The following is a 23,271-nucleotide window of genomic DNA, read 5'->3' as shown; positions in this document are numbered from 1 at the left end:
GTAAGGGAGACGATGACCGCTGATGTGCTCGGCCTGTTCCCGCCGGGCAGCCGACTCGACGATGACGGCACCGTGGTCGTCGGTGGCGCACGACTCGACGACCTCGCCGCGGAGTTCGGTACGCCGGTGATGGTGGTGGCCGAGGCCGCACTGCGCCAACGGGCCCGCGATTATCTGGCGGCCTTCCGCAGCCGCTGGCCCCGAGCCGATGTGGCGTTCGCGTCGAAATCGTTCCCCTGCACCGCCGTTCAGCGACTGATGAGCGAAGAGGGTTTGCACCTTGACGTGGCCGGCGCAGGCGAGATCATCACCGCACTGTCCGGTGGGGCCGACGCCGCCCGGATGGTGATGCACGGTAACGCCAAGACCGACGAGGACATCGAACTGGCGGTGCGCAGCGGTGTCGGCCTGATCGTGGTGGACAACTTCGACGATATCGACCGGCTGGAACGATTGGTGCCCCGCGGAACCCAGCAGGCCTGCCTGGTGCGGGTCATCCCCGGCGTCGAGGCGAGCACCCACGCGGCGGTGGCCACCGGTCATGCCGGATCGAAATTCGGGCTGTCACCCGACGATGCCCGCGAGGCGATCGCCAGGATTGAGCGCAGCAGCGTGCTGCGCTGCGACGGGGTGCACACCCATGTCGGGTCGCAGCTGCTGAACACCGAGCAGTTGGCGGCGGCGGTGGAGCCCATCGCCAAACTGGGCACGTTCGACACCTACGACCTCGGCGGTGGCCTCGGCGTGCGGTACACCTACGACGAGCATCCCCCGGATCTGGACGCCTACGCCGACGCCATGGTGGCCCGCGCCCGCGCTGTGCTCCCCGACGGGAGTCGCATCATCGTCGAACCCGGCCGCAGCATGGTCGCCGCCGCGGCGTGCACGGTGTATCGCGTCACCACCGTCAAGCACGGGGCGATCACCCATGTCGCGGTGGACGGCGGCATGGGCGACAACCTCGAGGTGTCGCTGTACGGGCAGCGATTCGAGGCGACCATCGTCAACCGGGTCGGCGGCGGCGAGCAGGTCAGCGTCGTCGGCCGGCACTGCGAATCCGGTGACCAGCTGATCTCTGGCGTGCCGCTGCAGGACCCTACTGTCGGTGATCTGTTGGCAGTTCCGGTGACGGGCGCCTACTGCTACACCATGTCCAACCAGTACAACGGCGCGCGGCGAATCCCTGTGGTGTTCGTCTCCGACGGCTCCGCACGCCTGGTGGTACGCCGCGATACCTGGGCGGACCTGTTGTCGCGCGACGTAACGGCGTGAAACAAAGCAAGATTGCGCTATGACCGATCTCGATCAGACGCTGGCCGAACTCGCGCACCGCTGCGGGGTGGCTACCGAGTACTACGACTGGACCGGCCGCGCCGTGTCCGTTCCCGAGCACACGTTGACGGCGGTGCTCGGCGCCCTCGGGATCACCGCGGGTAGCGCCGACGAATGTGCGGCGGCGTTGGTGGACCACGATCGCCGGCACTGGTCGAAAGCGTTGCCGCCCACGATCGTGGGCCGGGCCGGTACCGAGGTGTCCTTCTGGGTGCATGTCACCCATGGCGACGCCGCGCACATCTGGGTACGGCTCGAAGACGGTACGGTCCGGTCCGGGGTTCGCCAGCTCGATAACTTCACTCCCCCTTACGATTTGGATGGCAGGTTGGTCGGTGAGGCCACCTTCGCACTGCCCGCCGATCTCCCGTTGGGCTATCACCGGGTGCATCTGCGCAGCGGCGATACCGAGACCAGCACTGCGCTGATCATGACGCCCGCCTGGCTGGGGTTGCCCGCCAGGATGGGCAATCGCCGCACCTGGGGTATGGCCACCCAGCTCTACAGTGTGCGTTCGAAGCGGTCCTGGGGCGTGGGCGACCTGACCGATCTCAGCGACCTGGCAGTCTGGTCGGGATCCCGGCACGGTGCGGGCTACGTCTTGGTCAATCCACTGCATGCGGCCGCGCCGACCAGCCCGATGGAACCGTCGCCGTACCTGCCCACATCGCGGCGGTTCGTCAACCCGCTGTATCTGCGGGTCGAGGCCATCCCCGAATACGCGGATCTGCGGGGACGTAGCCGGATAGCCGCGCTTCGCGATGACATCCGCAAACACGCCCGCAAAATCGATTCGATCGACCGTGATGCGGTGTGGGCCGCCAAACGCAAGGCGCTGCGCATGGTGCACCGGGTCGGCCGATCGGCGGGCCGCGAGCTGGCCTACCAGGCATTCCGGGCCCGCGAGGGAGCTGAGCTCGACCATTTCGCCACCTGGTGCGCGCTGGCCGAGCGCTACGGTAGCGACTGGCACCAATGGCCGTCCGAGCTACAGCACCCGACCGGCGACGGCGTCGCCGAGTTTGTCGAAACGCATGCCACCTCAGTGGATTTCCACCGTTGGCTGCAGTGGCAGCTTGACGAACAGCTGGCCGCCGCCCAGTCGGCCGCCGTCCGGGCCGGGATGTCGCTGGGCATCATGCACGATTTGGCGGTCGGCGTGCACCCCAACGGCGCCGACGCCTGGGCCCTGCAGGATGTGCTGGCACTCGGCGTCACCGCGGGTGCCCCGCCCGACGATTACAACCAGCTCGGACAGAACTGGTCGCAACCGCCGTGGCGACCCGATCAGCTCGAGGAACGCGAGTATCTGCCGTTCCGCACCCTGATCCAGGCGGTGCTGCGTCATGCCGGTGGGGTGCGGATCGACCACATCATCGGGTTGTTCCGGTTGTGGTGGATTCCCAAGGGCGCGTTGCCCACCGAGGGCACCTATGTGCGCTACGACCATGACGCGATGATCGGCATCGTGGCGTTGGAGGCACACCGTGCCGGCGCAGTGATCGTCGGCGAGGACCTCGGAACTGTCGAACCATGGGTGCGCGACTATCTGCGGGCGCGCGGGATACTCGGCACCTCGATCCTGTGGTTCGAGCGCGACGAGGCCGGCGGCCCGTTGGACGCGGCCAGTTGGCGCGAGTACTGCCTGTCCTCGGTCACCACTCATGACCTGCCACCGACGGCCGGATACCTTGCGGGCGAACACATCCGGCTCCGTGATGCGCTCGGCTTGTTGACCCGCCCGGTGGACGAGGAGATCGCCGAGGACCACCAGGAGCAGGCGGCGTGGCTGGCCGAACTGCACCGGGTGGGACTGCTGCCTGACGAAGCCTCCACCGAACAGGTCATCCTGGCGCTCTACCGCTACCTCGGGCGAACCCCGTCCCGGCTGCTGGCCGTTGCCCTTACCGACGCCGTCGGTGACCGCCGCGCCCAGAACCAGCCGGGTACCACCAACGAGTATCCGAATTGGCGTGTGCCGCTAACCGGTCCCAACGGCAAACCGGTATCACTGGAGGCGCTCTTCGACGACCCCCGCGCCGCCGAGTTGAGTGAGGCCATGCGCGCGGTGACCACACCCGAGGTCTAGGCGGCCAGTTCCCGCGCGATCCAGACCCCGGTCTGGGCTTCGAACTCGCTGATGGTGATCACCATCGGTTTGGGCACCGGCGGGGCCGTCGACTGATAACTGGCACCAGTCGGCGTGGTGAATTCAGCTGTATGCGAACCATTTTCGTCGGTGTGGGTGAGGACATGCCAGCCGGCGGCCTGTTTGGCGTAGTTGCACGCTTCGCATAACCCCTCACCGTTGAGCGCACTGGTAGGCCCGAACTCGGCAGCCGGTGTCGCGTGATCGATATGGCGGATGGGCGCATCGCAGTATGGGGTTCGACACCGTTGGTCGCGGATGCCGATGAACTTCGCCAGGCCCTTGGGGAAGATCCGCGACTTCGCGTCCATCGTCACCAGGGTGCCCGTCGCCGGCTTCACATACAGCCGGCGCAACGTGGCCCGGGAGGTGTCATCATCGAGGGCGGCGTTGACCAGATCGCGGGCGATCCCTGCCGGCACCGGGCCGTAGCCGTCGACCAGTGCCGGGGCGTGTCCACCGAGCAGAGTGTCATCAGATATCCCGAGGTTGACCGCGATCGGCGTCGCCGACGCCACACTGCGCCCGGTGGCCCGCTCCACCAGGGTGTCGGCCATCACCTGGCCCCGCGACCGGCCGTCACCGCAACTGTCGGCGGCTCGCTTCAACGCCGCATACACCGAGACGCCTTGAGCCATCGGCAACAGTGCGCTCAAGTAGGTCATGGTGTCCGGGGCGGGGCGGATGGTTACGCAGCGTTCGGTTTCGGCTTTTCTCGCGCGGTCGACAACCGCGTGGGGATCCAACCGATAGGCGATCGCCTTGGCCTCGGCCGCGATGCGGGCATTGCCCCACCCGGCCAGCCGCGTCGGATCAGCGCACATCTCCACATCGAGGGTGCGGCGATCTTCCAGCGTCAGACAGGTCGATTCCCGCACCAGCAGGGTGGCCCGCCATTCCGATAGCACCCCAGTTGCCAACGCCGCCAATGTGTGTGGCATCTCCGCCACCAGCACCTGAGCCAAGCCCAAGAGTCGGCCACCCTGGTTCGGTGACTCCCGTCGGGCCAGCGCGATCTCCGAGGCCACCCCACGCCCGCGACGCGCGGCCGCCATCCCGGCCGCCTCTTCCCGAGCACGCCGGGCCCTGGCGAACGCGACCGATAATCGGGCCTGACCCGCCGCAGCCGCCGACTTGAGCGTCTCCAACTCCGCGATCCGGTCGATCAACGCAGCTTCGTCCGCGTCAGGATCGACATCCAACAATGATTCGAACATACGTGCGATACTAGATTGACCCACCGACATTTTCATCGGCGAAGGCATCGATGGCCGACGCGATGCGCGCACTGGCGTCGTGCAGCACCGCTTCCCCATGTCCAAACCCAGCGATCTGCGCGCCCGTTGCCGCAATCTTGGACAGCGAGCGGGTGGCAGCCAGTCGATCAACGTTGAAGACACCGAGGATCACCTGACCGTTGAATTCAGCCACCGCATCGCCCGTCAGGACCGCATCGACCTCGGGCAGATATAGCGCAATGCTGCCGGGCGTATGTCCAGGTACCTCCAGAACGGTTGCGCCCCCGGCAAAATCAAGAATGTCACCGTCGCCCACAACCAGGTCCACCCGGCACGGCGGACCATGAGGCGGCTCACTGGCACCGGCGTGAATGGACTGCTCCCGGCGTGTCAACACTGCCAGCGGGCCTCGATCTGCGCCCCGCACATAGGCCGCGTCGCCGTCACCGGCAATCACCTGAGCCGGCGACCAGCTGGCGATCTCTGCTGCCGAACCGGCGTGGTCCTCGTGAAAGTGGGTGAGCACGATCCTCGTGACGTCGTGCCGCTGTTTTCCCAGCACGGCCAGTGCTTCCAGCATCAATCCAGCGCTGTCCGGCCAGCCCGTATCGATCAGTGTCACACCGTGATCGTCGACCCACAGGTAGCTGTTGAGCAGATGAGCGGGACCGCCGGGTATCCGAAGTCGGTAGAGCGACGAAGCCAACTGCAGCAGGTCAGGACGCGACATGCGCCCACGCTATCCCGCCCGAGCACCAGCGATTAATTACCCGCGTGAATCGCCTGCTGTCCGAACGAATTCAATTCCACCGAACCCTCAGGCAGTGTCAGATCGCCACTTTCGAGCCGGGTGCGTAGGTAGGCGAACGCCTGGGCGGTCTGCGCGAACAAGTGCTCGCCGGCCCGCAGCGTAGGCCGATCCTTGCCATCCCGAGAAGCAAACTGCGGCAACGGCTTGACCTCGGTGTAATAGTCAACGTTGAAGAACAGCGGAAACGAGAACCGCTCTTCTTTGACCTTGCGCACTCGATGCGACGTGGCGACGAACGCGCCGTTGGTCCAGATTTCCAACATATCCCCGACGTTGACGACGACGGTGCCGGGAATGGGCGGGACGTCGATCCACTCTCCTGCGCCGTTCATCACCTCCAGACCCGGAGCTGTCGGCTTCAACAAGGTGAAGCACTCGAAGTCGGTGTGCGCGCCGATACCAAGGGAATCCACCGCGTCCGGGTTATAGGGGTAGTGCACCAGCCGTAGCTGGCTCGGCGTCTTGGTGGCGTACTGCGCAAACGTGTCCGGATCTTCGCCAAGTGCCACCGCGAATGCCCACAGCAACTGATCACCGACGGCGAGGATGGCGTTGTAGTACGCCGTCACACGTTCGGCAAAGCCGGGGATGTCCGGCCAGGTGTTCGGGCCGAGCATGGGATTGCCCGCCAGATAGTCGGGATCATCGGCCGGCAGATCGAGTGCGGTGTCGAAGGCCTCTTTGAGGTCGGGCACGTCACCGCTTAACCCTTCTTCGCCGTAGGGCACATAACCGCGGTGGCACCGCGACAGCCCGATATAGGACCGCATCTTCTCTTCAATCGGCAGCGCAAAGAATTCCTTGGCCGCGTCCAGCAGGCCGGTCAACAGCGCCTCGTCGAGATCGGCGCCGCGGATGTAGAAGAACCCCACATCGCGGGCGGCCTGGCCGATGTCGGCGGCGACGCGGTGCCGATCGGCCAGGTTCGGTGAACTCAGATCCGTGATGTCGATGACCGGTACCGAGGTGAAAGATGTTGCTCCACTCACAATGTCACGCTTCCTTCGCTGTCTTTGATCTGCCAGTGCTGGCAGGCGGCGCCCACCACAATGAGTTCGCCGCCATCGCGGCGCGGTTCAAGTTGTGTTCCCACCCGGTGCGCCAAGGACGAGTCGGTGATCACCCACGAATCCGCGGTGCCCAACGCGATCTCCACTGCCGTCCCGACGCGCTCGGCCCAACCGAACAGACCGCCGACGCGGAGCAGCAGCGCTTCGTCTCCGGCTGCCGTGCTCAGGCCCAGAGCCCAGCACGGTTCGGCAGTGACGCTCTCGTCGAGGACCCAGTGTTCGACGTAATCGGCGTGCACGCCGACCTCGATCAACGTGTCACCCGACCAGCTCATCCGGCCTTCGTCTGGGGATGTCTCGGGATGCAGTCCAGCGAAACGGGCCCAGGTGAACATGTCTGCGGTCTGGCGCAGGCGCCCGGCGAAACCGTCCCGGTCGGTCTGCCGCAGGTCGACGAACGCGGTAATACCTTGCAGCCAACGCACATCGGCGCTGTCATCGCGGGAACCGTCGGCATTGATCAACAGCGATCGCCGCCACAGTCCCCGGCATTCGGTCATCCGTACCTCGGCGCTGCGGGTCATAGCGACGCCGCCCAGCGGGAGTGAAGTTCGGCCAGCCCGTCCGAGCTAGGGCGGCCAAGGGCGCGGACCCGCGCGATGCCACCGTCAGGGTAGGCCTGAATCCGTAGTGCGGTGATCCCGGTGGCGTCAGCGCTGTCCAGGACGAAGACCCGGCGGGTGTCGGCCGTCAGCGACGTGCGCGACAGTACCGGGACATCGAAAGGCACTGACCACCAGGCAGATCCGTCCACGGGGCGGGCGCGGCTGCCCAGCACCGACACTTCGCGCGAGGCGTTGAAGACATAGCAGCTGGTATCGATCTCGAGGCGTTGCAGATCCGACGGCACTGCGAACGCGATGGTCACGGCGTCATGGGTATCCGGGCCGATATCGCGCCTGCGACGGGCCTCCCACCCGTCGCCCATGTTTCTGGGCCGGTCCGGTGCGATCAACGCGCGGGCATCGGAGTAGAAGCCGTCGCTGGACCACACGACCCGTCCGCCCTGTTCGACGCCGGAGACCTCCATCGTGACATCCGCCCACAGCGCCGGGTCAGGCACCGCTTCGCCGTACACCCGTAACCGTGCGACTCCCCCGTCGGTGTCCAGTCGCAACCGGATATGGGTGATTCTTCTGGTCTCGGAGACGCCGATGATGTTGTGCGAGTCCGGTTTCAATGTCGTCGCACCGACCAACGGGAACCATTCGACACGCGGTTCGAGCGGATCAGCGCCGGGATCGAGCACCGCCCCGTCGAGGCGGTAGCCGGTGGGATGGTTACCGGTGAAGTACCGGGTGTCGACGTCGACCGCGCGGACCCGGCCTGGCACACCGAGCCGGATGACAGCCCAGTCCCCGGCAGTTCCGGCATGGCGCCGTGTTTCCCAGCCGTCGACCACCTCACCGCGCAGGTCAAAGGTGCCCGGCACGAACGCCGGTTCGCTCGGGTCGATCAGCCGCTCTTTGATTCCGAACGATTCGTCGCTGGCCGCGATGACGCTGCCGCCGAGGCCTCGGCCAGCCAGGTCGATGCAGTCGTGGTGTCCGGTCATAGGTCCAATCCCAGTGCGCTCGACAGCGGCCAGTAGGTTCGCGGATTCGTTGGTCCCGGCGCGTACACGCCGGCCTTGCTGGTGCTCAGCCCCAGGTTGACGACGGTCTGAGCCAAACCCACCGCCGCCGCAACCCCATCGATCGCTGGGACACCGAGCTTCGTCGAGATCGCCGCGGTCACCCCGGCCATCCCCGCGCAGCCCAGCACGATCACATCGGCGCCATCCTGACTGATCGCCACAGCAGCCTCGGCGACAATGGCGTCCACCGCCGCATCTGGGTCGGCGTCGACTTCGGCGGTACCCCAACCGCAGGCCCGTATCGACGCACAGTGCGCGGCCAGGCCGGCCAACGCCAGGCGATCCTCGATCGGTGCGATTGACCGGGCCAGGGTGGTGACCACCGAGAACCGCCGACCCACCAGATGCGCGATGTGTGCGGCACATTCGGCGATATCGAAGACCGGTACCGACAGCATTTCCTGTAGCGCGTCCTTGCCGTGCTCACCGAATCCGGCCAGGATCACCGCGTCGAAATCGAAGGTGCCCGCGGCCTGCATCCTGGCGACGGTATCCATCACACCCACCGCGCAGAGATAGCTTTCGGCCGCCGAGTCGATGGCTGCGGATCCGAATGCCGGTGCCGTCACCGTGATCTCAGTACCCGGCAATGCCGCAAGCCGAGCCGCTACGGCAATCTCGTCGGTCATCGTCGTCGACGTGTTCGGGTTCAGGATCAGGATCTTCATGCTGTCTGCCCCAATCCGTCGACGATCGGCAGTCCAGCGATCCAGGTGGCGATCACGTGACCGCGCACCGTGACCCCGTCATAGGGGGTGATGGGATGGCGGTGATTCAACGCATCGGCCCGCACCACAGCCTCCGCATCGGGATCGAAGAAGCAGAAATCTGCGCGGGTACCCACCGCGATACGACCCCGATCCGTCAGCCCGGCCAGCGCAGCCGGGGCGGCGGCCATCCAGCGGCACACATCGGCCAGGGTGAAACCGCGCATCCTGGCCCGCGTCCACACCGCCCGGGGTCCGACCTGCAGCGAGCTGATCCCGCCGAAGACGCGACCGAAATCGCCGTCGCCCTTGAGTTCCGGGGCGCACGGCGAATGATCCGAGACCACCATGTCCAATACGCCGGTGGCCAGACCGGTCCATAGCTGCTGGCGGTTGTCACCGCGGCGGATCGGCGGAGAGGCCGCGTACTCGGTGGCGCCGTCGGGGATATCGTCGGCGGCAAAAGTCAGGTAGTGCGGACAGGTTTCGGCGGTGATCGCGAGCCCCTCCCGTTTGGCCGCCGCGATCAACGGCAGCACTCTGGCGCTGGACACGTGGACGATATGGACGCGGGCCCCGGTGGCACGGGCGGCCTCGATCACCAACTCGACGGCGTCGGTCTCCACCGCGTCGGGCCGGGACCGCAGAAACGACGAATATGAGCGGCCTTGCGGGGCAGGGCTTTGCGCGACGGTGTGACCACTTTCGGCATGCACCAGCAGCACCGAGTCCAGTTCGGCGATCCGGGTCATCGCCCGATAAAAGTCATCGGGCGTCAATGCCGGGAAGTTGGGGTTTCCGGAATCGGCCAGGAAGCATTTGAAGCCGAGTACGCCGGCCTCCGCCAGTTCGGCGAGCCTGTCGACGTTATCTGGCACCACCCCGCCCCAGTACTCGACGGAGACGCGGCACTTGCCCTGCGCCGCTGCCTGTTTGATGGCCAACGCCTCGGCACTGGTGGTCACCGGATCGCAATCCAGCGGCATATCCACCAGGGTGGTGATACCTGCGGCGGCGGCGGCCGAGGTGGCACTGGCAAAGCCTTCCCAGTCGGTGCCCGGCTCATTGATGTGGACGTGGCTGTCGACCAGGCCCGGCATCAGCACCACCGTCGACGGCAGCACCACCTCGTGGCGCGCCCGGTATTGCGCGCCGACCGGACCGATCACCCCGATCGCGCCGCCGACGATACCTACCGCCGCCGAACAGATTTCACCATCGATCACCGCGCGCTCGGCGCGGATCACGGTGTCTAGCAGGGTCAATGGTGGTCCGGACTAAAGCGGTCATGAAAGTGCTTGGTCATCTCCGGCCAGACATGCGGGTCGTGCCCCGGTATCAGTTGATATCCCTTCTCGGCGGCGAGGCGTTTGAGCTTGCGGATCGGCTCCACCGTCTCTTGGGGATCGACGTCGATGTAACCGCCGATCGGCAGTTCGTGCTCGATGTTCTCGGTCAGGTCCGCCGCGTCGAACGCAAACACGAACCCCCCACCTCCTACCGATGCGTCGAGTTCCACCATGAAGCTCTGATGGCCCACGGTGTGACCGTAGGTGGGGATGGCGGTGATCCCAGGAGCGATCTCCGCCTCACCGTCGGCCAGTTGCCAGTCGATCCTCGGGTCGTCGAAATCGATCCGGGCAATCGCATGACGTTCGGGCTCAGGGTGATTGGCCAACCCGTACTCGAGCTCGCGCCGCTGAGCATGCACCGGCACCTTGCCCGCGAACAGCTTCACCCCGCCGGCATGATCGTGATGCAGGTGGCTCAGCGCGACGGCGTGGATATCGTCGATATCCACCCCGATCTCGGCCAACGATTCCTCAATCGGCTCCCCCGGCCCAGGTAGCACCGGGCGGTACTCCACTGTCGGGTAGAACCGCCTGGCCAGGGCCGGGTCCCGCACCAGTGCGGTGTTGAACCCGGTGTCCAGAAGCATCCAGCCGCCATCGGTTTGGAGCAGCACCCCGGGCACCGGTTCACGTAACCGGAGCTCGGGGGCCGCACCATAGACCGATACCGATTTCGGCAGTTCCTCCCACCCGAGGGTGAGCAGGATGATCCGCCGGACCTTCCCGTCAGAGCGCAGCAGGTTCATCGTCAGGCCGACAGCTTGAAGAGCCGCAACGAGTTCGGGTTCGTGACGACGTGGGCTTCTTCGACACCCTTGAGCCACGGCTGAGCTACCACGAAGTCATCGACGTTGGCGATATTCAACCAGCACCCTGTCTTGGCCGCCTCGATGGCTGCCGTCGAGAATGGTTCTGGTGCACCGGTAACCAGCCCTTCGGCCAATGCGGTGGTGATCGGCGGCGACGTGCAGCCCATGTAGTTCAGGCCTGCGCCGGGGTCCCAGGAGATATGACCCCAGGTGTAGGGCGACGGTGCATCCGGCCAGCCGGTACCCGTGTAGATCTCGGGAGCCGACTGGGCGTCGGTGCCGACCCAGCCGAAGATTTCCGACGTCGGGTAGCTCTGCACCTTCGCCGTGATCCCCGCGGACGCCAGCTGGGTCTGAATCAGGTTGGAGATCAACTGGCTGTCCGGTGCACTGGAGTCGTAGCCGACGGTGATTTCCTTCTGGTCCGCGGGCAACGTGGCGGCCAGTGCCGTCAACTTGGACGGATCGTGGGTGATGTCCTGCTTGGCGAATTCCGGCGCCATCATGTTCGCCGGATACACCTGGTCGGCCACCTTGCCGCGGCCGAAGTAGGTCTGCTTCACCAGCGCGTCGACATCGATCGCCTGCAGCACTGCCATCCGGTTGGCTTGATCGGTCATCATCCCCTTGTGCGGGTTGACGTAGACGAAGTTCGACATCATCGTCGGCAGCGAGTAATGCGAGTACTTGCTGTCGTTGAGGTAGGACTCCACCGCCGAGGACGGCAGGTCGTGCAGGATCGCCGCGATCTGGCCATTGTTGAACTGCAACTGCTGCGCCGACGCATCGGTGATCACCGGGATGTCGATGGTCTCGAAATACGGTTTGTCGCCCCAGTAGTCGCCGAACGCGGCCATCCCGTAGTGCGAACCGACCTGTGCGTCGGTCAGCGTGTACGGCCCGGTGCCCAGGTCGTGGGTGGTCAGGTAGTTCTCGGCGTTATCGGTGCCGGCATTCTTCTTCAGGCCTTCCGGGCTCATCATCCGCGGACCGTAGGGCGCGGCAATGTAATCCAGGAACGCCGAGTTCGGCGCCTTCAGGGTGATGGTCACATCGAGTGGTCCCTGGGTGGTGACCGACTCGACATCGGCGACCATGTAGGCCGGGCCCTGATTGACCGCCAGTCGTCGGTCGAACGACGCCTTGACCGCATCGGAGGTGAACGGGGTGCCGTCATGGAACTTCACGCCATCGCGCAGTTTGAACGTGAACACCTTGTTATCCGGTGACTTGGTCCACTCCGTGGCCAGCAATGGTTCGATCTCCGGTGTCGCGGTGCCACCCTTGTACTGCAGCAGGCCCTCATAGAGGTTCGTGGTCAGCAGCAGGCCCTGGCCGGCGTAGAAGATATCCGGGTCTGGTGGCTGGCCCGGATCCTGCAGGAACGACACATGCAACGTCTTGTCGGTGGGCGCTGCATTGGGGGTGCCGCCGCCGGAATCCGATCCGCCTCCACAACCGGCGAGGGTGAGCATCACGGCCGCACCTGCGGCCAGCGCCGCGAGACCTTTGCGGCGGGGTGAGTGGGTCATCGTGTGGCTCCTTCGAGTACGGGGGCGGTCATTGCGGCGAATGCGGCCAGGATTTCTTCGCTGGTGCGGTTGGCGCCGGCCTGCAGGTACTCCATCGCGTCCAGCGACGCGTCGTGGCGGGCCTGCGATGAGCCGCCGACGCAGTCGGTCACCACCCGCACGTAGTAGTCGCGCTGGTGGGCGTCGGCGAAGGTGTAGTGCACGCAGACGTCGGTCAGCCCGCCGATCAGGATCAGCGTCGAGGCCTGTAGTCCGCGCAGCACGATGTCGAATTCCGTTCCGATGAAACCGGAGTAGCGCCGTTTGACGATATGAAACTCATCGGGCAGCGGCAGCAGCGTCGGTTCCAGGGCGGTGCCCACATGGCCTTCGACACAGTGCACACCCTCGGTGCCGTCCAGCTCGCGGCCGAAGTCGATGCCGCTGGGCCGGTGCACTTCCTGGAAGAACACCACTGGAACCCCGGCGGCGCGGGCAGCTGCCACCAGCTCTTCGGCGATTTTCACGCGCTCGGCGTGACCCGGCATCAGCGGGATACCCGCCTCTTCGGGTGTCATGGCGTCGGCTTGCTGCATGTCGACGACGACGAGTACGGGGTTACCCACGATCATGGGTTGAACTGGCACCGAGTCTCCTTCTTGGTTATCGAAAAGCATTGCGGGAAAGTAAGTCAGGTGGCGGCGATGCGCGGATCGGCCGCTGCTTGCAGCAGATCCACGACGGTGTTGATGAAGACGTAGAGCGCTCCGAGCAGCAATGTCACCCCGGCGATTGCCGGGAAGTCCGCGACCGGGATGCTCTGGGCGATGTACTGGCCGATCCCCGGCCAGCCGAAGACCTGCTCGACTACCAGCACACCGGAGAACATCAAGCCGACCTGCAGCCCGGTCATCGACAGCGACGCGCCGATGCAGTTGCGCAGGATGTGGCGAGCCATGATGTTGCCTTCGGAAAGCCCCTTGGCCCGTGCGGTTCTCGCGTAGTCACTGTCGGCGTCGGTCAGCAGACTCGATCGCAGCACCCGGCCGATCGCCACCGCCGGCCCGAGTGCAATGACGAATGCGGGCAGCATCAGGTGGTGCAGGGCCGAGCCGACGACATCGAACCTGCCGTGGATCAAGCCGTCGACGGTGAGCAGCCCGGTAGGACCGGTCGGCGGATTGGGCACGCTGACGCGCCCGTTGGCCGGTACCCAGCCCAGTTTTTGGTAGAAGATGATCAGCCCGAGGATGCCCAGCAGAAACATCGGGGCCGACGCACCGGTGAACAGCACCGCGCGCAGTGCCGCCGAACCTCGCCATTTCAGCGTGGTGCTGAACGCCAGCAGCACGGCCAGCAACAGTGCGATGACGATGCCGTACATCGCCAATTCCAGTGTGGCCGGAAAGAAGTCGCCAAGATCAGAGGCCACCGCGTGCCGGGTGCGGTATGACGTGCCGAAGTTGCCCTGCACCGCGCCGGTCAGATAGTGCCAGAACTGGGTCAGGATGGGGTCGTTCAGACCGAGCGCTTCGCGCCGGGCGGCCACCGCTTGCTGCGATGCCTGCGCGCCCATCTGCGCCTTCACCGGGTCAAGCGGCGAAATATGTTGCAGCACAAACATCACCGCGGTGAGCGCAATCAGAATGACGACCAGGGCACCGAGCCGGGAGGCAATGAACTTCTTCATATCGCCCCTCAACTCGTCTTCATCAGGTTGCGAAGGCTGTCACCGGCGATATTGCCGACCAACGCCAGAACCAGCACGCCGAGACCGGGCATCACCGGAATCCACCACTGCTGCAGGAAGTAGCTCAGGTTCCTGGCGGCGTCGGCACCCAGCTCGGGAGCGGGAGCTGACTGACCGAGTCCGAGGAAGGACAATGCGGCCAGCGTCAGGATCAGCGTGCCGATATCGAGGCTCGCTGCCACCAACGTATTGGGCACCGCGCCGGGCAGCAGGTGCCGCGCGATCAGTCGCAACCGCCCCACCCCGGCCAGCTTGGCGGCCTCGATATGGGGTCGGGCCGCCAGCCGGGCCACCTCGCCGCGGACCAACCGGGCATAGAACGGCCACCAGACGATGGACACCGCGATCAGGGTGTGCAGGAAGCCGGGTCCGAGGGCGGCCACCACCGCGATGGCCAGCACCGGCGCAGGCAGGGACAGGAATCCGTCGGTGATCCGCATCAGCACGGCGTCGACCCAGCCGCCGGTGGCACCGGCGATCAGTCCGACGACGCCACCGATCAGCACGCCGACGGCAACGACCACCAGTGCGGCGAACCAGCTGGAGCGTACCCCGTAGAGGACGCGGCTGAAGATATCGCGACCGATGCTGTCGGTGCCGAGCAGGAAACCGTTCTTACCTGGGGCCTGCAGCGGCATTCCCGCCGGGATCAGCGGGTCGTGCGGCGACAGGATCGGGACAGCGACGGCGATCAGGGTGACCAGGATCAGCAACGAGAAACCGGCCCAGTTCAGCATATTGGCGCGGGATTTCGGCAACGCCAGCAGGCGACGCTGTCTGCTCTGCAACAGGCTGGGGGCGGGGAGCGCAATGGCCATCAGCTCGCCTTCCGTTCGATACAGGCCACCTGGTGGGGATGGCCGGGTACACCTTCCAGTCGCACGTCCAACTGGCTGTCGGCGCACGTGTCGATCGCGATCGGGCACCGCGGGTTGAACGCGCACCCCGGCGGCGGCGTCAGCGCGCTGGCGGGTTCACCTGCCAGCACCCGGGTTTCGCGGCCGAGATCGGGGATCGAGTCCACCAGGGCTTGGGTGTAGGGGTGCGTAGGGCGGGCGATCACGTCGTCGGCAGGGCCGATCTCGACGATCCGCCCTAGGTACATGACGGCCACCCGGTCGGCCACCACGCGAGCCACCGACAGGTCGTGGGTGACGAAAACCACCGACATATCCAGGGTGCGGCGCAGATCGCCGATCAGGTTGAGCACCGACGCGGCCAGGGAGACATCCAGAGCCGACGTCGGTTCGTCACAGAGCAGCACCGACGGCGGAACAACGGTGGCTCTGGCCAGTGAAACCCGTTGGCGCTGACCACCGGAGAGCTGCCCGGCGCGGGATTTGGTGATATCCAGCGGCAGCCCGACGCGCTCCAGCACCTCGGCGACGGCGTCGTTGCGTTGGCTGCGCGACATCTTCGTGTGCCGCAGACGCTCGGTGATCAGCTCGCCCACCGACAGCCATGGGGTCAGGGAGGCGCCGGCATCCTGGAACACCATCTGCGGGCCGACCTCACCGGCCATCACGACCGAACCCGTCGTCGCCTTCTCCAGATCGGCGATCACCCGCAACAGAGTGGACTTGCCCGACCCGCTCTCGCCGACCAGGGCAACGGATTCCCCTTGCGCCACCGATAGCGAAACCCCGCGTAGCGCATGCAGTTTGCCGCGGCGGCCCACGTTGAACGTCTTGGTGACATCGCGGACGGCGATGGCGGGCTTCTCATCCTCGGCATGCACGGTGGTCGACGGGAACTGCTCGACGGTGTTCGTCGACCGAGAACCCAGTTCGGCACTCACTTCATCGGCAGGCAGGATGCAGGCGCTGACCCGGTTCGCCGCGATCGCGATGGGATCCGGCGGGCTGGCCGTGCATTCGGGTGTCGACAACAGACAGCGCGGCTCGAAGGCGCATCCGGGCAGTGGTGCGACCGGGCTCGGCACGGTGCCGGCCAACGCGGCCAGCCGGTGATCGCGCGAGGTCTCCAGCGTGAGACGCGAACGCAGCAACCCAATCGTGTACGGGTGCCCAGGTGCGGTGAGAACCTCTGCCGTCGGCCCGATTTCGGCGATCCGGCCGGCGTACAACACGGCGATGCGATCCGAGATCTGCGCCGCCACGCCAAGATCGTGGGTGATCAGCACGATGCTGCACCCGATCTCGTCGCGCAGCCGGGCCAGCAGGCGAAGCACCTGCGCCTGCACTGTGACATCGAGTGCGGTGGTGGGTTCGTCGGCGATGATCAGCTCGGGGTCGCCGGCGATGGCGATCGCGATCATCACGCGTTGGCGCAGACCTCCGGACAGTTCGTGCGGATATGCCCGCAGGCGGCGTTTGGGATCGGGGATGCCGACGGCGGTCAGCAGGCGCAGGGCTTCGTCCTCGCTGCCCGCGGCCTCTTCGACCTGCTTGCCGATCCGCATCGTCGGGTTCAGCGATGTCATCGGGTCCTGGAAGATGGCGCCGAGATCGAGGCGCCGAACCTTGCGCAGCGCCTTGGGTTCGCCCTTGACCATGTCCGAACCGGCGACTCGGACGGTGCCGCGGATATCGGTGTGTGCGGGCAACAGCCCGAGCATGCTGAAGCCGAGAACGCTCTTCCCGGAGCCGGACTCGCCGACCAGGCCGAGGATCTCCCCCGGCGCGATCGACAGCGAGACCCCACGCAGGGCGTGGACGTTCTTACCGTTGCGCTGGAACGTCACAGACAGATCGCCCACGCTGGCGACGGGATCCCCGTCTGTGTTCGGGGAGCGTCGCTGCGCGTCGACTTCGGAGAGCCCGAGTCCTATCGCCATGCCAATCCTTCTCCGACGACTCGTTTGATAGGCAGGTCAGTGGGGCGCAACGATGAGCCATCAGCCTGTCAATTGACAGTTTTCACATTCGACAGCCGTCGTGGGTGTCGCTGGAGTAACCAAACACTGCGTTGTCGTAACTGATGTGTCTCCCGTGTTTCTGTCGTGTGACAGAAACGCCGGAGGCTCCTTTTCCTGGCACTTCTGCGCCACGATGTGATGGTGGCGACGACTCGGGCCGGCCGGCCGCGGCTGACCACCCGGCGACGTCCGGGGATCAGCGCCAGGGACGAAATACTGGATGCCGCGGCCGAACTGTTCACCACCCGCGGCTATACCAGCACCTCAACCAGGGGAATTGCCGAAGCGGTCGGGGTGCGCCAGGCGTCGCTCTACCACTACTTCAAGACCAAAGATGACATCCTGTCGGCGTTGCTGCACCAGACCGTGACCCCGACGCTGGATTTCGTCGCGCAGCTGGCGGCGACCGATCCGGCGTTGACCGCCGCCGAGAAGCTGCACGCACTCGCGGCGTTCGACGGTGCGCAGCTGCTCAACGGCCGGTGGAACCTGGGCGCCCTCTATTTGATGCCCGAGCTGCGGGAAGCGCGCCTGGCCGAGTTCTGGGCCGAACGCGAACGGTTACGGCTGCACTATCTGGAGCTGAGCCGGGCCACAGTGGCCGCGCAGCCAGGCGCCGGTGTGATCAGTGACGATGCCGCGGACCTGCCGTTCCGGCTGGTCGAGTCGCTGGTGAACATCAGGGCCGCACATCCGGACCGGCAACGCTCGACGCTGCCGGGACATATCGCCGATGCGTGCATGCGCGTGCTCGGGGTGCCCACCGACGCCATCCCCGCACTCCAGGCGGCGACCGATCGCGCCCTGGCCGTTCCCGTCGGTTGACACCGACCGCCGAGCCGGCGCTGACCTGCGGTGTGCGCTTGTAGGATGCCCGTCATGCCGCTGGCCGAAGGTGCCACCTTTGCTGGTTACACCATCATCCGACTCCTGGGCGCCGGGGGAATGGGTGAGGTGTACCTGGCCGCGCACCCCCGCCTGCCGCGCCAAGATGCGCTCAAGGTGCTGCCGGCCGCTGTAACGACCGACGCCGAGTTCCGGGAGCGCTTCGAGCGTGAGGCGGATTTGGCCGCCGGACTGTGGAACCCGCATATCGTCGGTGTGCACGACCGTGGCGAGTACGACGGTCAGCTGTGGATCGCGATGGACTACGTCGAGGGCACCGACGCTGCCGACCTGCTGCGCGACCATCCCGCCGGTCTCCCGCCCGCCGAGGTCATCACCATCGTCAATGCGGTGGCCGATGCATTGGACTACGCGCATGACCGCCATCTGCTGCACCGCGATGTGAAGCCCGCCAACATCCTGATCTCCACCCCAGGATCGGGCGAGGAGCGAATTCTGTTGGCGGACTTTGGGATTGCCCGCCGCGACGATGACACCAGCGGGTTGACCGCGACGAATATGACGGTCGGCACGGTGTCGTATGCGGCGCCTGAACAGCTGATGGGGTTATCGCTGGACGGGCGCGCCGATCAGTACGCGCTGGCCGCCACCGCCTACCACCTCCTGACCGGCTCCCCGCCCTTTGCGCATTCGAATCCGGCGGTGGTGATCAGCCAGCACCTCAGTGCTCAGCCGCCCAAACTCAGCACCCATCACCCTGAGTTGGGTCACCTGGACGAGGCTTTGACCAAGGCACTGTCCAAGGACCCGACGGACCGGTTCGTCCGGTGCGCGGATTTCGCCCGCGCCCTGAGCCATCAGGTCGGGTTGCCGACCGGCGGCCTGCTCACCGGTGCGGTCGACGAGACGCGGCTGTCACCGACCACCCACGTCACCCACTCGCACCGGGCCGCGCACCAAGGGGCCGCGCCCAAGACGCCCAAGTGGTTGCGGCCCGCGATCGTCGTGCCGGTGGTACTGGCGATCCTGTTGGTTGCCGCGGTGGCCTTCGCGATCGGTCAGTTCGCGGGCAATGAGGAGTCGACCACCGCAACGAAATCGACCACCGCCTCCACATCAACCACGACAACGCCCACCACCTCGGCTCCCCCACCGCCGGCCACCACACTGTCCACCACTGCTCCGACGACGGCTACCACCGATACCGACACCGTGACCGAGACGGAAACCCAGACGCCCACGACGACTGCCGCAGCGACGGCCAATATCGGTGCCGACTGCGCCGAAGCGGGTGCCACCGGGGTCACCGCCGACGGCGCGACGGCCTATTGCGCCAACCTGCAGTACACCAGCCGTTATCTGTGGTCGCTGACGCCAGGCGAGATCGTCAACCCGGTGGTCACGTCGTCGCCGGTGGCTCCGCTGCCGTCAGAGAACGAATCACCCTTGCGGATCTGTATGGAGCAGACCGGGCACAGCAGACTGCGCTGCGCCGAAGAGGTTTTGCACGGTACCGCGCCCTAGTCGGAACCATCGAAAATGCTCTGAGCTGGGCGTTCACCAGTGGTGTGAAACGTTTTGCCAACCCGTGGCGATAGGTCAGAAGTTTCACAGGTGTCACATCTGGGATATCTTCACACTGCAGATACATACGGAGGTTTTGCCTTGAAGAAGCTCGTACTCATGGGCGGTGGACTCAGTGCCGCGGTCGCGATGGCCGTGATCGGTGCTGCGAACGCCAGCGCGAATCCCCCGGATGTGCGCAGCCAGACCTACGGCAAAGCCGTCTCCATCCTGAAAATGCAGGGCTATGGGTACGTCTTCGGCGGCAGTATCGCCGGCAAGTTGCCACAGACGCAGTGCATCGTCAGCCAGCAGAAGTCGCTGAGCAATGGAAAGCAGTGGTTGTTTCTGGATTGCAGCCTGGCACCCGGCCAAGAGATGCCTGAGGCGCCCAATACCCATTCGTTGGTGCCCCCGGGTGGCTCGGTACCCACCTCCGGTGCGGCCGCCGATCCCAACCGCCCGACGCCTGGCGCAGGCACCGTCACAGTGACCCCGGTCCCCGTCGGCTGACAGGCCCTTGGACGTCTCGGCGTCGCATCTGCATTGGATCCCCGGGCATCCTCGATACTGATGGACCTGTTCCGCTGGCACGGCAGTGGTCTACTTCCACAACAGCTAGCGGGTGCGGTTCATCGCCGGCCGCATCGGCTATCTCTGACGTCGATCAGTCGGCGTCGGGTAGCGGGATGCCCTCGCTGGCAGAGAATTTCGCGTTGCTCTGCGTCGACAGGCCGATCGAGACCACGGAGCGCGCGAAGAAGACATCGGTCAGATAGGCCAGCGAGACCGCCCACCGGTTCACCAGCCGCGGGATGGCATACAGGTGATACGCGCGGGCGACGACCTTGGCCGGGTAGCCCTTGAGTTGGATGTTCAGCGGATTCGCCACGGCGTGCCGCGGACCCAGATCGACCACCAAACCCATGTTGCGGTGTCGGTAGTCTTTGGCCGTGCCGAAGCCGAGGCTGGCGGCGACGTTGCGGGCCAACACTTTTCCCTGCCGGGTGGCGTGCTGAGCGGTCGGCGGGGTGATCTGGCCCGGCTGGGTCAGGTCGGGTACCGCAGCGGCGTCCCCTGCGGCGAATACCCCGGGGTGAGCAGGTACCGCCAAATCCGGCCCGACGGTGAGCCTGCCTTTCACGGTCGGCAAGCCGAGCGCCTGGATCAGCGGAGCGGCCGTCACACCGGTCACCCAGGCGACCGTATGCGTATCGACACGTGAATTATCAGTCAGCACTACATGATCGGCATGCACTTCGGAAAGGCTCACACCCAACCGCAGGTCGACACCACGTTCCCGCAGGATCCGTGACGCCGCATCGCCGAGCTTCTGGCCCACTTCCGGCATCACCTGCTCCGCCAGGTCCAGCAGCACGAATTCGACAGTGTCGGCGGCGAATCCCATCTGGGCCGCCGCCGCGTCGGCCAGCGCACGCAATTGCACGGTGAGCTCGGTACCGGAATAGGAGGCCCCGACCACCACCACGGTGCGGCGCGCCTGGGCTTGGGCCTCGTCATCGTCGAGACACGCCAACTCCAGCTGCTCGAGGAAATGGTCGCGCAGGTAGAGGGCTTCGGCGGTGGACTTCAGGCCACGAGCGTGGGTGGCCAGGCCCGGCACGTCGGCCAGCCGGGTGACCGAGCCGGGGGTCAGCACCAAGCGATCCCACGACACCGTATGCGTCCGCTTCTCGGGGTCGACGAATTCGACTGTGCGCGCATCGAAATCGACACCCTCGACACGGCCCCGCAGGGCTCGTACACCGGTCAGGGTGCCCGCCAACGGGATGGTGACGAACCGTGCGTCGACCAGGCCGCCGGCCACATCGGGCAGCAGCGGGGTGTAGAGCAGATAGTCGGTCGGCGAGATGATGGTGATCTCGATGCCGTGGGCAGCGATACCGTGTGTGCGCAGTATGCGGGCCAGCTGGCGGGCACATTCGAAACCGGTGAAACCGCTGCCGACGATCACCACAGATGTCATCGTGGTGAGTCTACGGAGGCCCGCCGGCGATCATCGCGTGCAGCTCGGACAGGGTCCACGGTGGCGCGTCGTGGTGGTCTCGGTAGCCGAGGAATCCCGGTGTCGGCTTCTCGAAGCGGCCGACGAAACCTCCTGCGCCGATGAGAATCTGCCCGGTCACCTCGGCAGCGAGATCGCTGACCAGGTAGGCGTAGAGCGGCGCGACATACTCCGGCGGCGGGGCATCGAGGGCACCTTGGGTCGACACGTCGTCAAGGAGTCCACGACGATTGAGATCCGCCATCTGCTCCTCGAAATCCGGTCCCGTCGACAACCGGGTCTTGGCCCCCGGGCAGACGACGTTGGCACGCACACCGTGCTCTTTGAGTTCGGCGGCGATCGCCATCGTCAAGCCGTTGACGGCGCCTTTACCCGCCGGGTAACCCGTGCCGCCGTAATCGCCGAGGAAGGCGAACGAGCTGGTGTTGACGATGGCCCCGGACCCCTGAGCGACCATCAGCGGTGCCGCCGCGCGGCAGGTGTGGAATGCGGTCATCAGGTGGCTGTCCAGCAGTTCCAGGAAGTCCTCGGTCGTCACCGTCAGGATCGAGGACCCGGCAGGTTCCGGGATACCCGCGCAGTTCACCAGGATGTCGATGCGGTCATAGGTATCGACGCACGCGTTGATCAGGGCATGGGCCGTCGCCTCATCGGTCGGTGAGCCCGCAAACCCGGTACTGCGTTGCCCTGCGGCGGTGATGGCCGAGACCGTCTCGGCAACCGCGGCATCATCGCGGCCGTTGACCACCACCCCCGCGCCGAGGTCGGCCAGCAGCGTGGCGACCGCGCGACCGACCCCGCGACTGCCCCCGACCACCACAGCCCCGCGACCTGCCAAAAGCTGATCCGTCACGTCACTCCCTCACCGTTGGACTTAGATTGGCATAGTGCCATTGCGGGAATTGGGGTGGGCATGCTCCTGACGATCCGTCGGTTGGTCGTCGGCCGCGCTTTGACCCTGCGGCTGGATTCCGGCGATATCGCCATGACGGTCACCGATGTCGAATCGCGGCTCGACATCCGCCGCCTCGCCGTCGGCGCCCTGTCTGACGTGCGCCTGCACGCGACGGATATCACTTGGCAGACAAGCACATTCGAACGGGCCACCGTGGTCTTACACAATGTGCGGCTGACCCCCGCGGGCCAGATCGTAGCGGCGCCGGTCGAGATATCTCTTGACGTACCGACCTCCGCGCTTCAGCATCTGTTCCTGCTGGTGGCGCCCCGGCTGACCGGGCGGGTCGGCGCCGACGGCGTGGCCCGACTGCACTGGGCCCGTCGCCCGACGATCGGACACCTGGAGGTTGACGCCGCTCTCGACGGGGCGGCGCTGTCGGTCACGGCGCGAGCGCTGACGTTCGGCCGGCGCTGGCGACTGCCGGCCCGAACGCCCGCGTACCGGGTGAATCTGCCGCCGCTTCCCCACGGCCTGGCACTGACCGATGTCGAATTCGAGCCGGAGTTGTTGCGGGTGCGCGCTGTACTGCCACAGTGGCGCGTGGAGATCACCCGCGCACACCTGGAAGACCTCCTGGGTGAGATCGTCGGACAGCGAAGGAAATAGCGGGTCGTTCACCAGATTTCCGGCCGCCA

General features: G+C 66.0%; 21 protein-coding genes. 6 read left to right on the top strand and 15 right to left on the bottom strand.

Annotated elements, in window-relative coordinates:
* Positions 1 to 12: 12 nt before the first annotated feature.
* Positions 13 to 1,272: a diaminopimelate decarboxylase gene (lysA, locus tag ADBZ9O_RS17945; protein WP_526524166.1), complete on the top strand. Its 1,260-nt coding sequence runs from the start codon at positions 13 to 15 to the stop codon at positions 1,270 to 1,272.
* 19 nt (positions 1,273 to 1,291) lie between these two features.
* Positions 1,292 to 3,421, top strand: a complete 2,130-nt coding sequence (gene malQ / locus ADBZ9O_RS17940) for a 4-alpha-glucanotransferase (RefSeq protein WP_526524164.1) — start codon at positions 1,292 to 1,294, stop codon at positions 3,419 to 3,421.
* On the opposite strand, the gene ADBZ9O_RS17935 is transcribed toward malQ, so the two are convergent.
* The 13 genes from ADBZ9O_RS17935 to ADBZ9O_RS17875 are packed head-to-tail and all read right to left on the bottom strand — an operon-like array spanning position 3,418 to position 17,162.
* Positions 3,418 to 4,698 (bottom strand): DUF222 domain-containing protein, encoded by a 1,281-nt coding sequence (locus tag ADBZ9O_RS17935; protein ID WP_526524162.1) that lies wholly within the window; start codon positions 4,696 to 4,698, stop codon positions 3,418 to 3,420. The genes malQ and ADBZ9O_RS17935 overlap by 4 nt on opposite strands.
* Before the next feature lie 10 nt (positions 4,699 to 4,708).
* Positions 4,709 to 5,449, bottom strand: coding sequence for an MBL fold metallo-hydrolase (locus ADBZ9O_RS17930; RefSeq protein WP_526524160.1), 741 nt, complete (start codon positions 5,447 to 5,449; stop codon positions 4,709 to 4,711).
* A 32-nt stretch (positions 5,450 to 5,481) separates the two neighbouring features.
* Positions 5,482 to 6,519: an isopenicillin N synthase family dioxygenase gene (locus ADBZ9O_RS17925; protein ID WP_526524158.1), complete on the bottom strand. Its 1,038-nt coding sequence runs from the start codon at positions 6,517 to 6,519 to the stop codon at positions 5,482 to 5,484.
* Positions 6,516 to 7,124 carry a hypothetical protein gene (locus ADBZ9O_RS17920; protein ID WP_526524156.1) on the bottom strand — a complete coding sequence of 203 codons (609 nt, stop codon included), beginning with the start codon at positions 7,122 to 7,124 and terminating at the stop codon, positions 6,516 to 6,518. The genes ADBZ9O_RS17925 and ADBZ9O_RS17920 overlap by 4 nt, the downstream gene beginning before the upstream one ends.
* Positions 7,121 to 8,155, bottom strand: a complete 1,035-nt coding sequence (alc, locus tag ADBZ9O_RS17915; protein WP_526524154.1) for an allantoicase — start codon at positions 8,153 to 8,155, stop codon at positions 7,121 to 7,123. Before alc ends, ADBZ9O_RS17920 begins: the two co-directional genes overlap by 4 nt.
* Positions 8,152 to 8,904: an aspartate/glutamate racemase family protein gene (locus ADBZ9O_RS17910; protein ID WP_526524152.1), complete on the bottom strand. Its 753-nt coding sequence runs from the start codon at positions 8,902 to 8,904 to the stop codon at positions 8,152 to 8,154. Before ADBZ9O_RS17910 ends, alc begins: the two co-directional genes overlap by 4 nt.
* Positions 8,901 to 10,208 (bottom strand): allantoinase AllB, encoded by a 1,308-nt coding sequence (allB, locus tag ADBZ9O_RS17905; protein WP_526524150.1) that lies wholly within the window; start codon positions 10,206 to 10,208, stop codon positions 8,901 to 8,903. Before allB ends, ADBZ9O_RS17910 begins: the two co-directional genes overlap by 4 nt.
* The gene (locus ADBZ9O_RS17900; RefSeq protein WP_526524148.1) at positions 10,205 to 11,041 is read right to left on the bottom strand and encodes an N-acyl homoserine lactonase family protein; all 837 of its coding nucleotides are present in this window, start codon (positions 11,039 to 11,041) and stop codon (positions 10,205 to 10,207) included. The genes allB and ADBZ9O_RS17900 overlap by 4 nt, the downstream gene beginning before the upstream one ends.
* A 2-nt stretch (positions 11,042 to 11,043) precedes the next feature.
* Positions 11,044 to 12,636, bottom strand: coding sequence for an ABC transporter substrate-binding protein (locus tag ADBZ9O_RS17895; RefSeq protein ID WP_526524146.1), 1,593 nt, complete (start codon positions 12,634 to 12,636; stop codon positions 11,044 to 11,046).
* Positions 12,633 to 13,262: a cysteine hydrolase family protein gene (locus ADBZ9O_RS17890; protein WP_526524144.1), complete on the bottom strand. Its 630-nt coding sequence runs from the start codon at positions 13,260 to 13,262 to the stop codon at positions 12,633 to 12,635. Before ADBZ9O_RS17890 ends, ADBZ9O_RS17895 begins: the two co-directional genes overlap by 4 nt.
* 44 nt (positions 13,263 to 13,306) lie before the next feature.
* A complete protein-coding gene (locus tag ADBZ9O_RS17885) occupies positions 13,307 to 14,305 on the bottom strand; it encodes an ABC transporter permease (protein WP_526524142.1) in 999 nt (332 codons plus the stop codon).
* An 8-nt stretch (positions 14,306 to 14,313) separates the two neighbouring features.
* Positions 14,314 to 15,183, bottom strand: a complete 870-nt coding sequence (locus ADBZ9O_RS17880) for an ABC transporter permease (RefSeq protein WP_526524140.1) — start codon at positions 15,181 to 15,183, stop codon at positions 14,314 to 14,316.
* A complete protein-coding gene (locus ADBZ9O_RS17875) occupies positions 15,183 to 17,162 on the bottom strand; it encodes a dipeptide ABC transporter ATP-binding protein (RefSeq protein WP_526524138.1) in 1,980 nt (659 codons plus the stop codon). Before ADBZ9O_RS17875 ends, ADBZ9O_RS17880 begins: the two co-directional genes overlap by 1 nt.
* Positions 17,163 to 17,384: 222 nt before the next feature.
* Here ADBZ9O_RS17875 and ADBZ9O_RS17870 point away from each other — a divergent pair, with 222 nt between their 5' ends.
* The 3 genes from ADBZ9O_RS17870 to ADBZ9O_RS17860 all read left to right on the top strand — a co-directional run bounded on the left by ADBZ9O_RS17870 (position 17,385) and on the right by ADBZ9O_RS17860 (position 20,165).
* The gene (locus ADBZ9O_RS17870) at positions 17,385 to 18,068 is read left to right on the top strand and encodes a TetR/AcrR family transcriptional regulator (RefSeq protein WP_526524136.1); all 684 of its coding nucleotides are present in this window, start codon (positions 17,385 to 17,387) and stop codon (positions 18,066 to 18,068) included.
* Positions 18,069 to 18,122: 54 nt separating this feature from the next.
* Positions 18,123 to 19,613 carry a serine/threonine-protein kinase gene (locus tag ADBZ9O_RS17865; protein ID WP_526524134.1) on the top strand — a complete coding sequence of 497 codons (1,491 nt, stop codon included), beginning with the start codon at positions 18,123 to 18,125 and terminating at the stop codon, positions 19,611 to 19,613.
* A 141-nt stretch (positions 19,614 to 19,754) separates the two neighbouring features.
* Positions 19,755 to 20,165: a hypothetical protein gene (locus ADBZ9O_RS17860; RefSeq protein WP_526524132.1), complete on the top strand. Its 411-nt coding sequence runs from the start codon at positions 19,755 to 19,757 to the stop codon at positions 20,163 to 20,165.
* A 154-nt stretch (positions 20,166 to 20,319) separates the two neighbouring features.
* Here ADBZ9O_RS17860 and ADBZ9O_RS17855 read toward each other — a convergent pair whose 3' ends face one another.
* The gene (locus ADBZ9O_RS17855; protein ID WP_526524130.1) at positions 20,320 to 21,639 is read right to left on the bottom strand and encodes an NAD(P)/FAD-dependent oxidoreductase; all 1,320 of its coding nucleotides are present in this window, start codon (positions 21,637 to 21,639) and stop codon (positions 20,320 to 20,322) included.
* Positions 21,640 to 21,649: 10 nt separating this feature from the next.
* A complete protein-coding gene (locus ADBZ9O_RS17850) occupies positions 21,650 to 22,531 on the bottom strand; it encodes an SDR family NAD(P)-dependent oxidoreductase (RefSeq protein WP_526524128.1) in 882 nt (293 codons plus the stop codon).
* Positions 22,532 to 22,591: 60 nt separating this feature from the next.
* Here ADBZ9O_RS17850 and ADBZ9O_RS17845 point away from each other — a divergent pair, with 60 nt between their 5' ends.
* Positions 22,592 to 23,242: a hypothetical protein gene (locus ADBZ9O_RS17845; RefSeq protein ID WP_526524126.1), complete on the top strand. Its 651-nt coding sequence runs from the start codon at positions 22,592 to 22,594 to the stop codon at positions 23,240 to 23,242.
* Positions 23,243 to 23,271: the final 29 nt, after the last annotated feature.

It is taken from the genome of Mycobacterium sp., assembly GCF_965229105.1.
GTDB lineage: Bacteria > Actinomycetota > Actinomycetes > Mycobacteriales > Mycobacteriaceae > Mycobacterium.
Note: the sequence above shows the minus strand (reverse complement) of the source record. Positions and strands in the feature narration are given on the sequence as shown.

Bases quoted from the DNA above. Each gene is read 5' to 3' on its own strand.
- lysA (WP_526524166.1), top strand. From the start codon at position 13: ATGACCGCTGATGTGCTCGGCCTGTTCCCGCCGGGCAGCCGACTCGAC.
- alc (WP_526524154.1), bottom strand. From the start codon at position 8,155: ATGACCGGACACCACGACTGCATCGACCTGGCTGGCCGAGGCCTCGGC.
- ADBZ9O_RS17885 (WP_526524142.1), bottom strand. From the start codon at position 14,305: ATGAAGAAGTTCATTGCCTCCCGGCTCGGTGCCCTGGTCGTCATTCTG.
- ADBZ9O_RS17930 (WP_526524160.1), bottom strand. From the start codon at position 5,449: ATGTCGCGTCCTGACCTGCTGCAGTTGGCTTCGTCGCTCTACCGACTT.
- ADBZ9O_RS17880 (WP_526524140.1), bottom strand. From the start codon at position 15,183: ATGGCCATTGCGCTCCCCGCCCCCAGCCTGTTGCAGAGCAGACAGCGT.
- ADBZ9O_RS17935 (WP_526524162.1), bottom strand. From the start codon at position 4,698: ATGTTCGAATCATTGTTGGATGTCGATCCTGACGCGGACGAAGCTGCG.
- ADBZ9O_RS17910 (WP_526524152.1), bottom strand. From the start codon at position 8,904: ATGAAGATCCTGATCCTGAACCCGAACACGTCGACGACGATGACCGAC.
- ADBZ9O_RS17895 (WP_526524146.1), bottom strand. From the start codon at position 12,636: ATGACCCACTCACCCCGCCGCAAAGGTCTCGCGGCGCTGGCCGCAGGT.
- ADBZ9O_RS17900 (WP_526524148.1), bottom strand. From the start codon at position 11,041: ATGAACCTGCTGCGCTCTGACGGGAAGGTCCGGCGGATCATCCTGCTC.
- ADBZ9O_RS17845 (WP_526524126.1), top strand. From the start codon at position 22,592: ATGCTCCTGACGATCCGTCGGTTGGTCGTCGGCCGCGCTTTGACCCTG.
- malQ (WP_526524164.1), top strand. From the start codon at position 1,292: ATGACCGATCTCGATCAGACGCTGGCCGAACTCGCGCACCGCTGCGGG.
- ADBZ9O_RS17855 (WP_526524130.1), bottom strand. From the start codon at position 21,639: ATGACATCTGTGGTGATCGTCGGCAGCGGTTTCACCGGTTTCGAATGT.
- ADBZ9O_RS17875 (WP_526524138.1), bottom strand. From the start codon at position 17,162: ATGGCGATAGGACTCGGGCTCTCCGAAGTCGACGCGCAGCGACGCTCC.
- ADBZ9O_RS17920 (WP_526524156.1), bottom strand. From the start codon at position 7,124: ATGACCCGCAGCGCCGAGGTACGGATGACCGAATGCCGGGGACTGTGG.
- ADBZ9O_RS17865 (WP_526524134.1), top strand. From the start codon at position 18,123: ATGCCGCTGGCCGAAGGTGCCACCTTTGCTGGTTACACCATCATCCGA.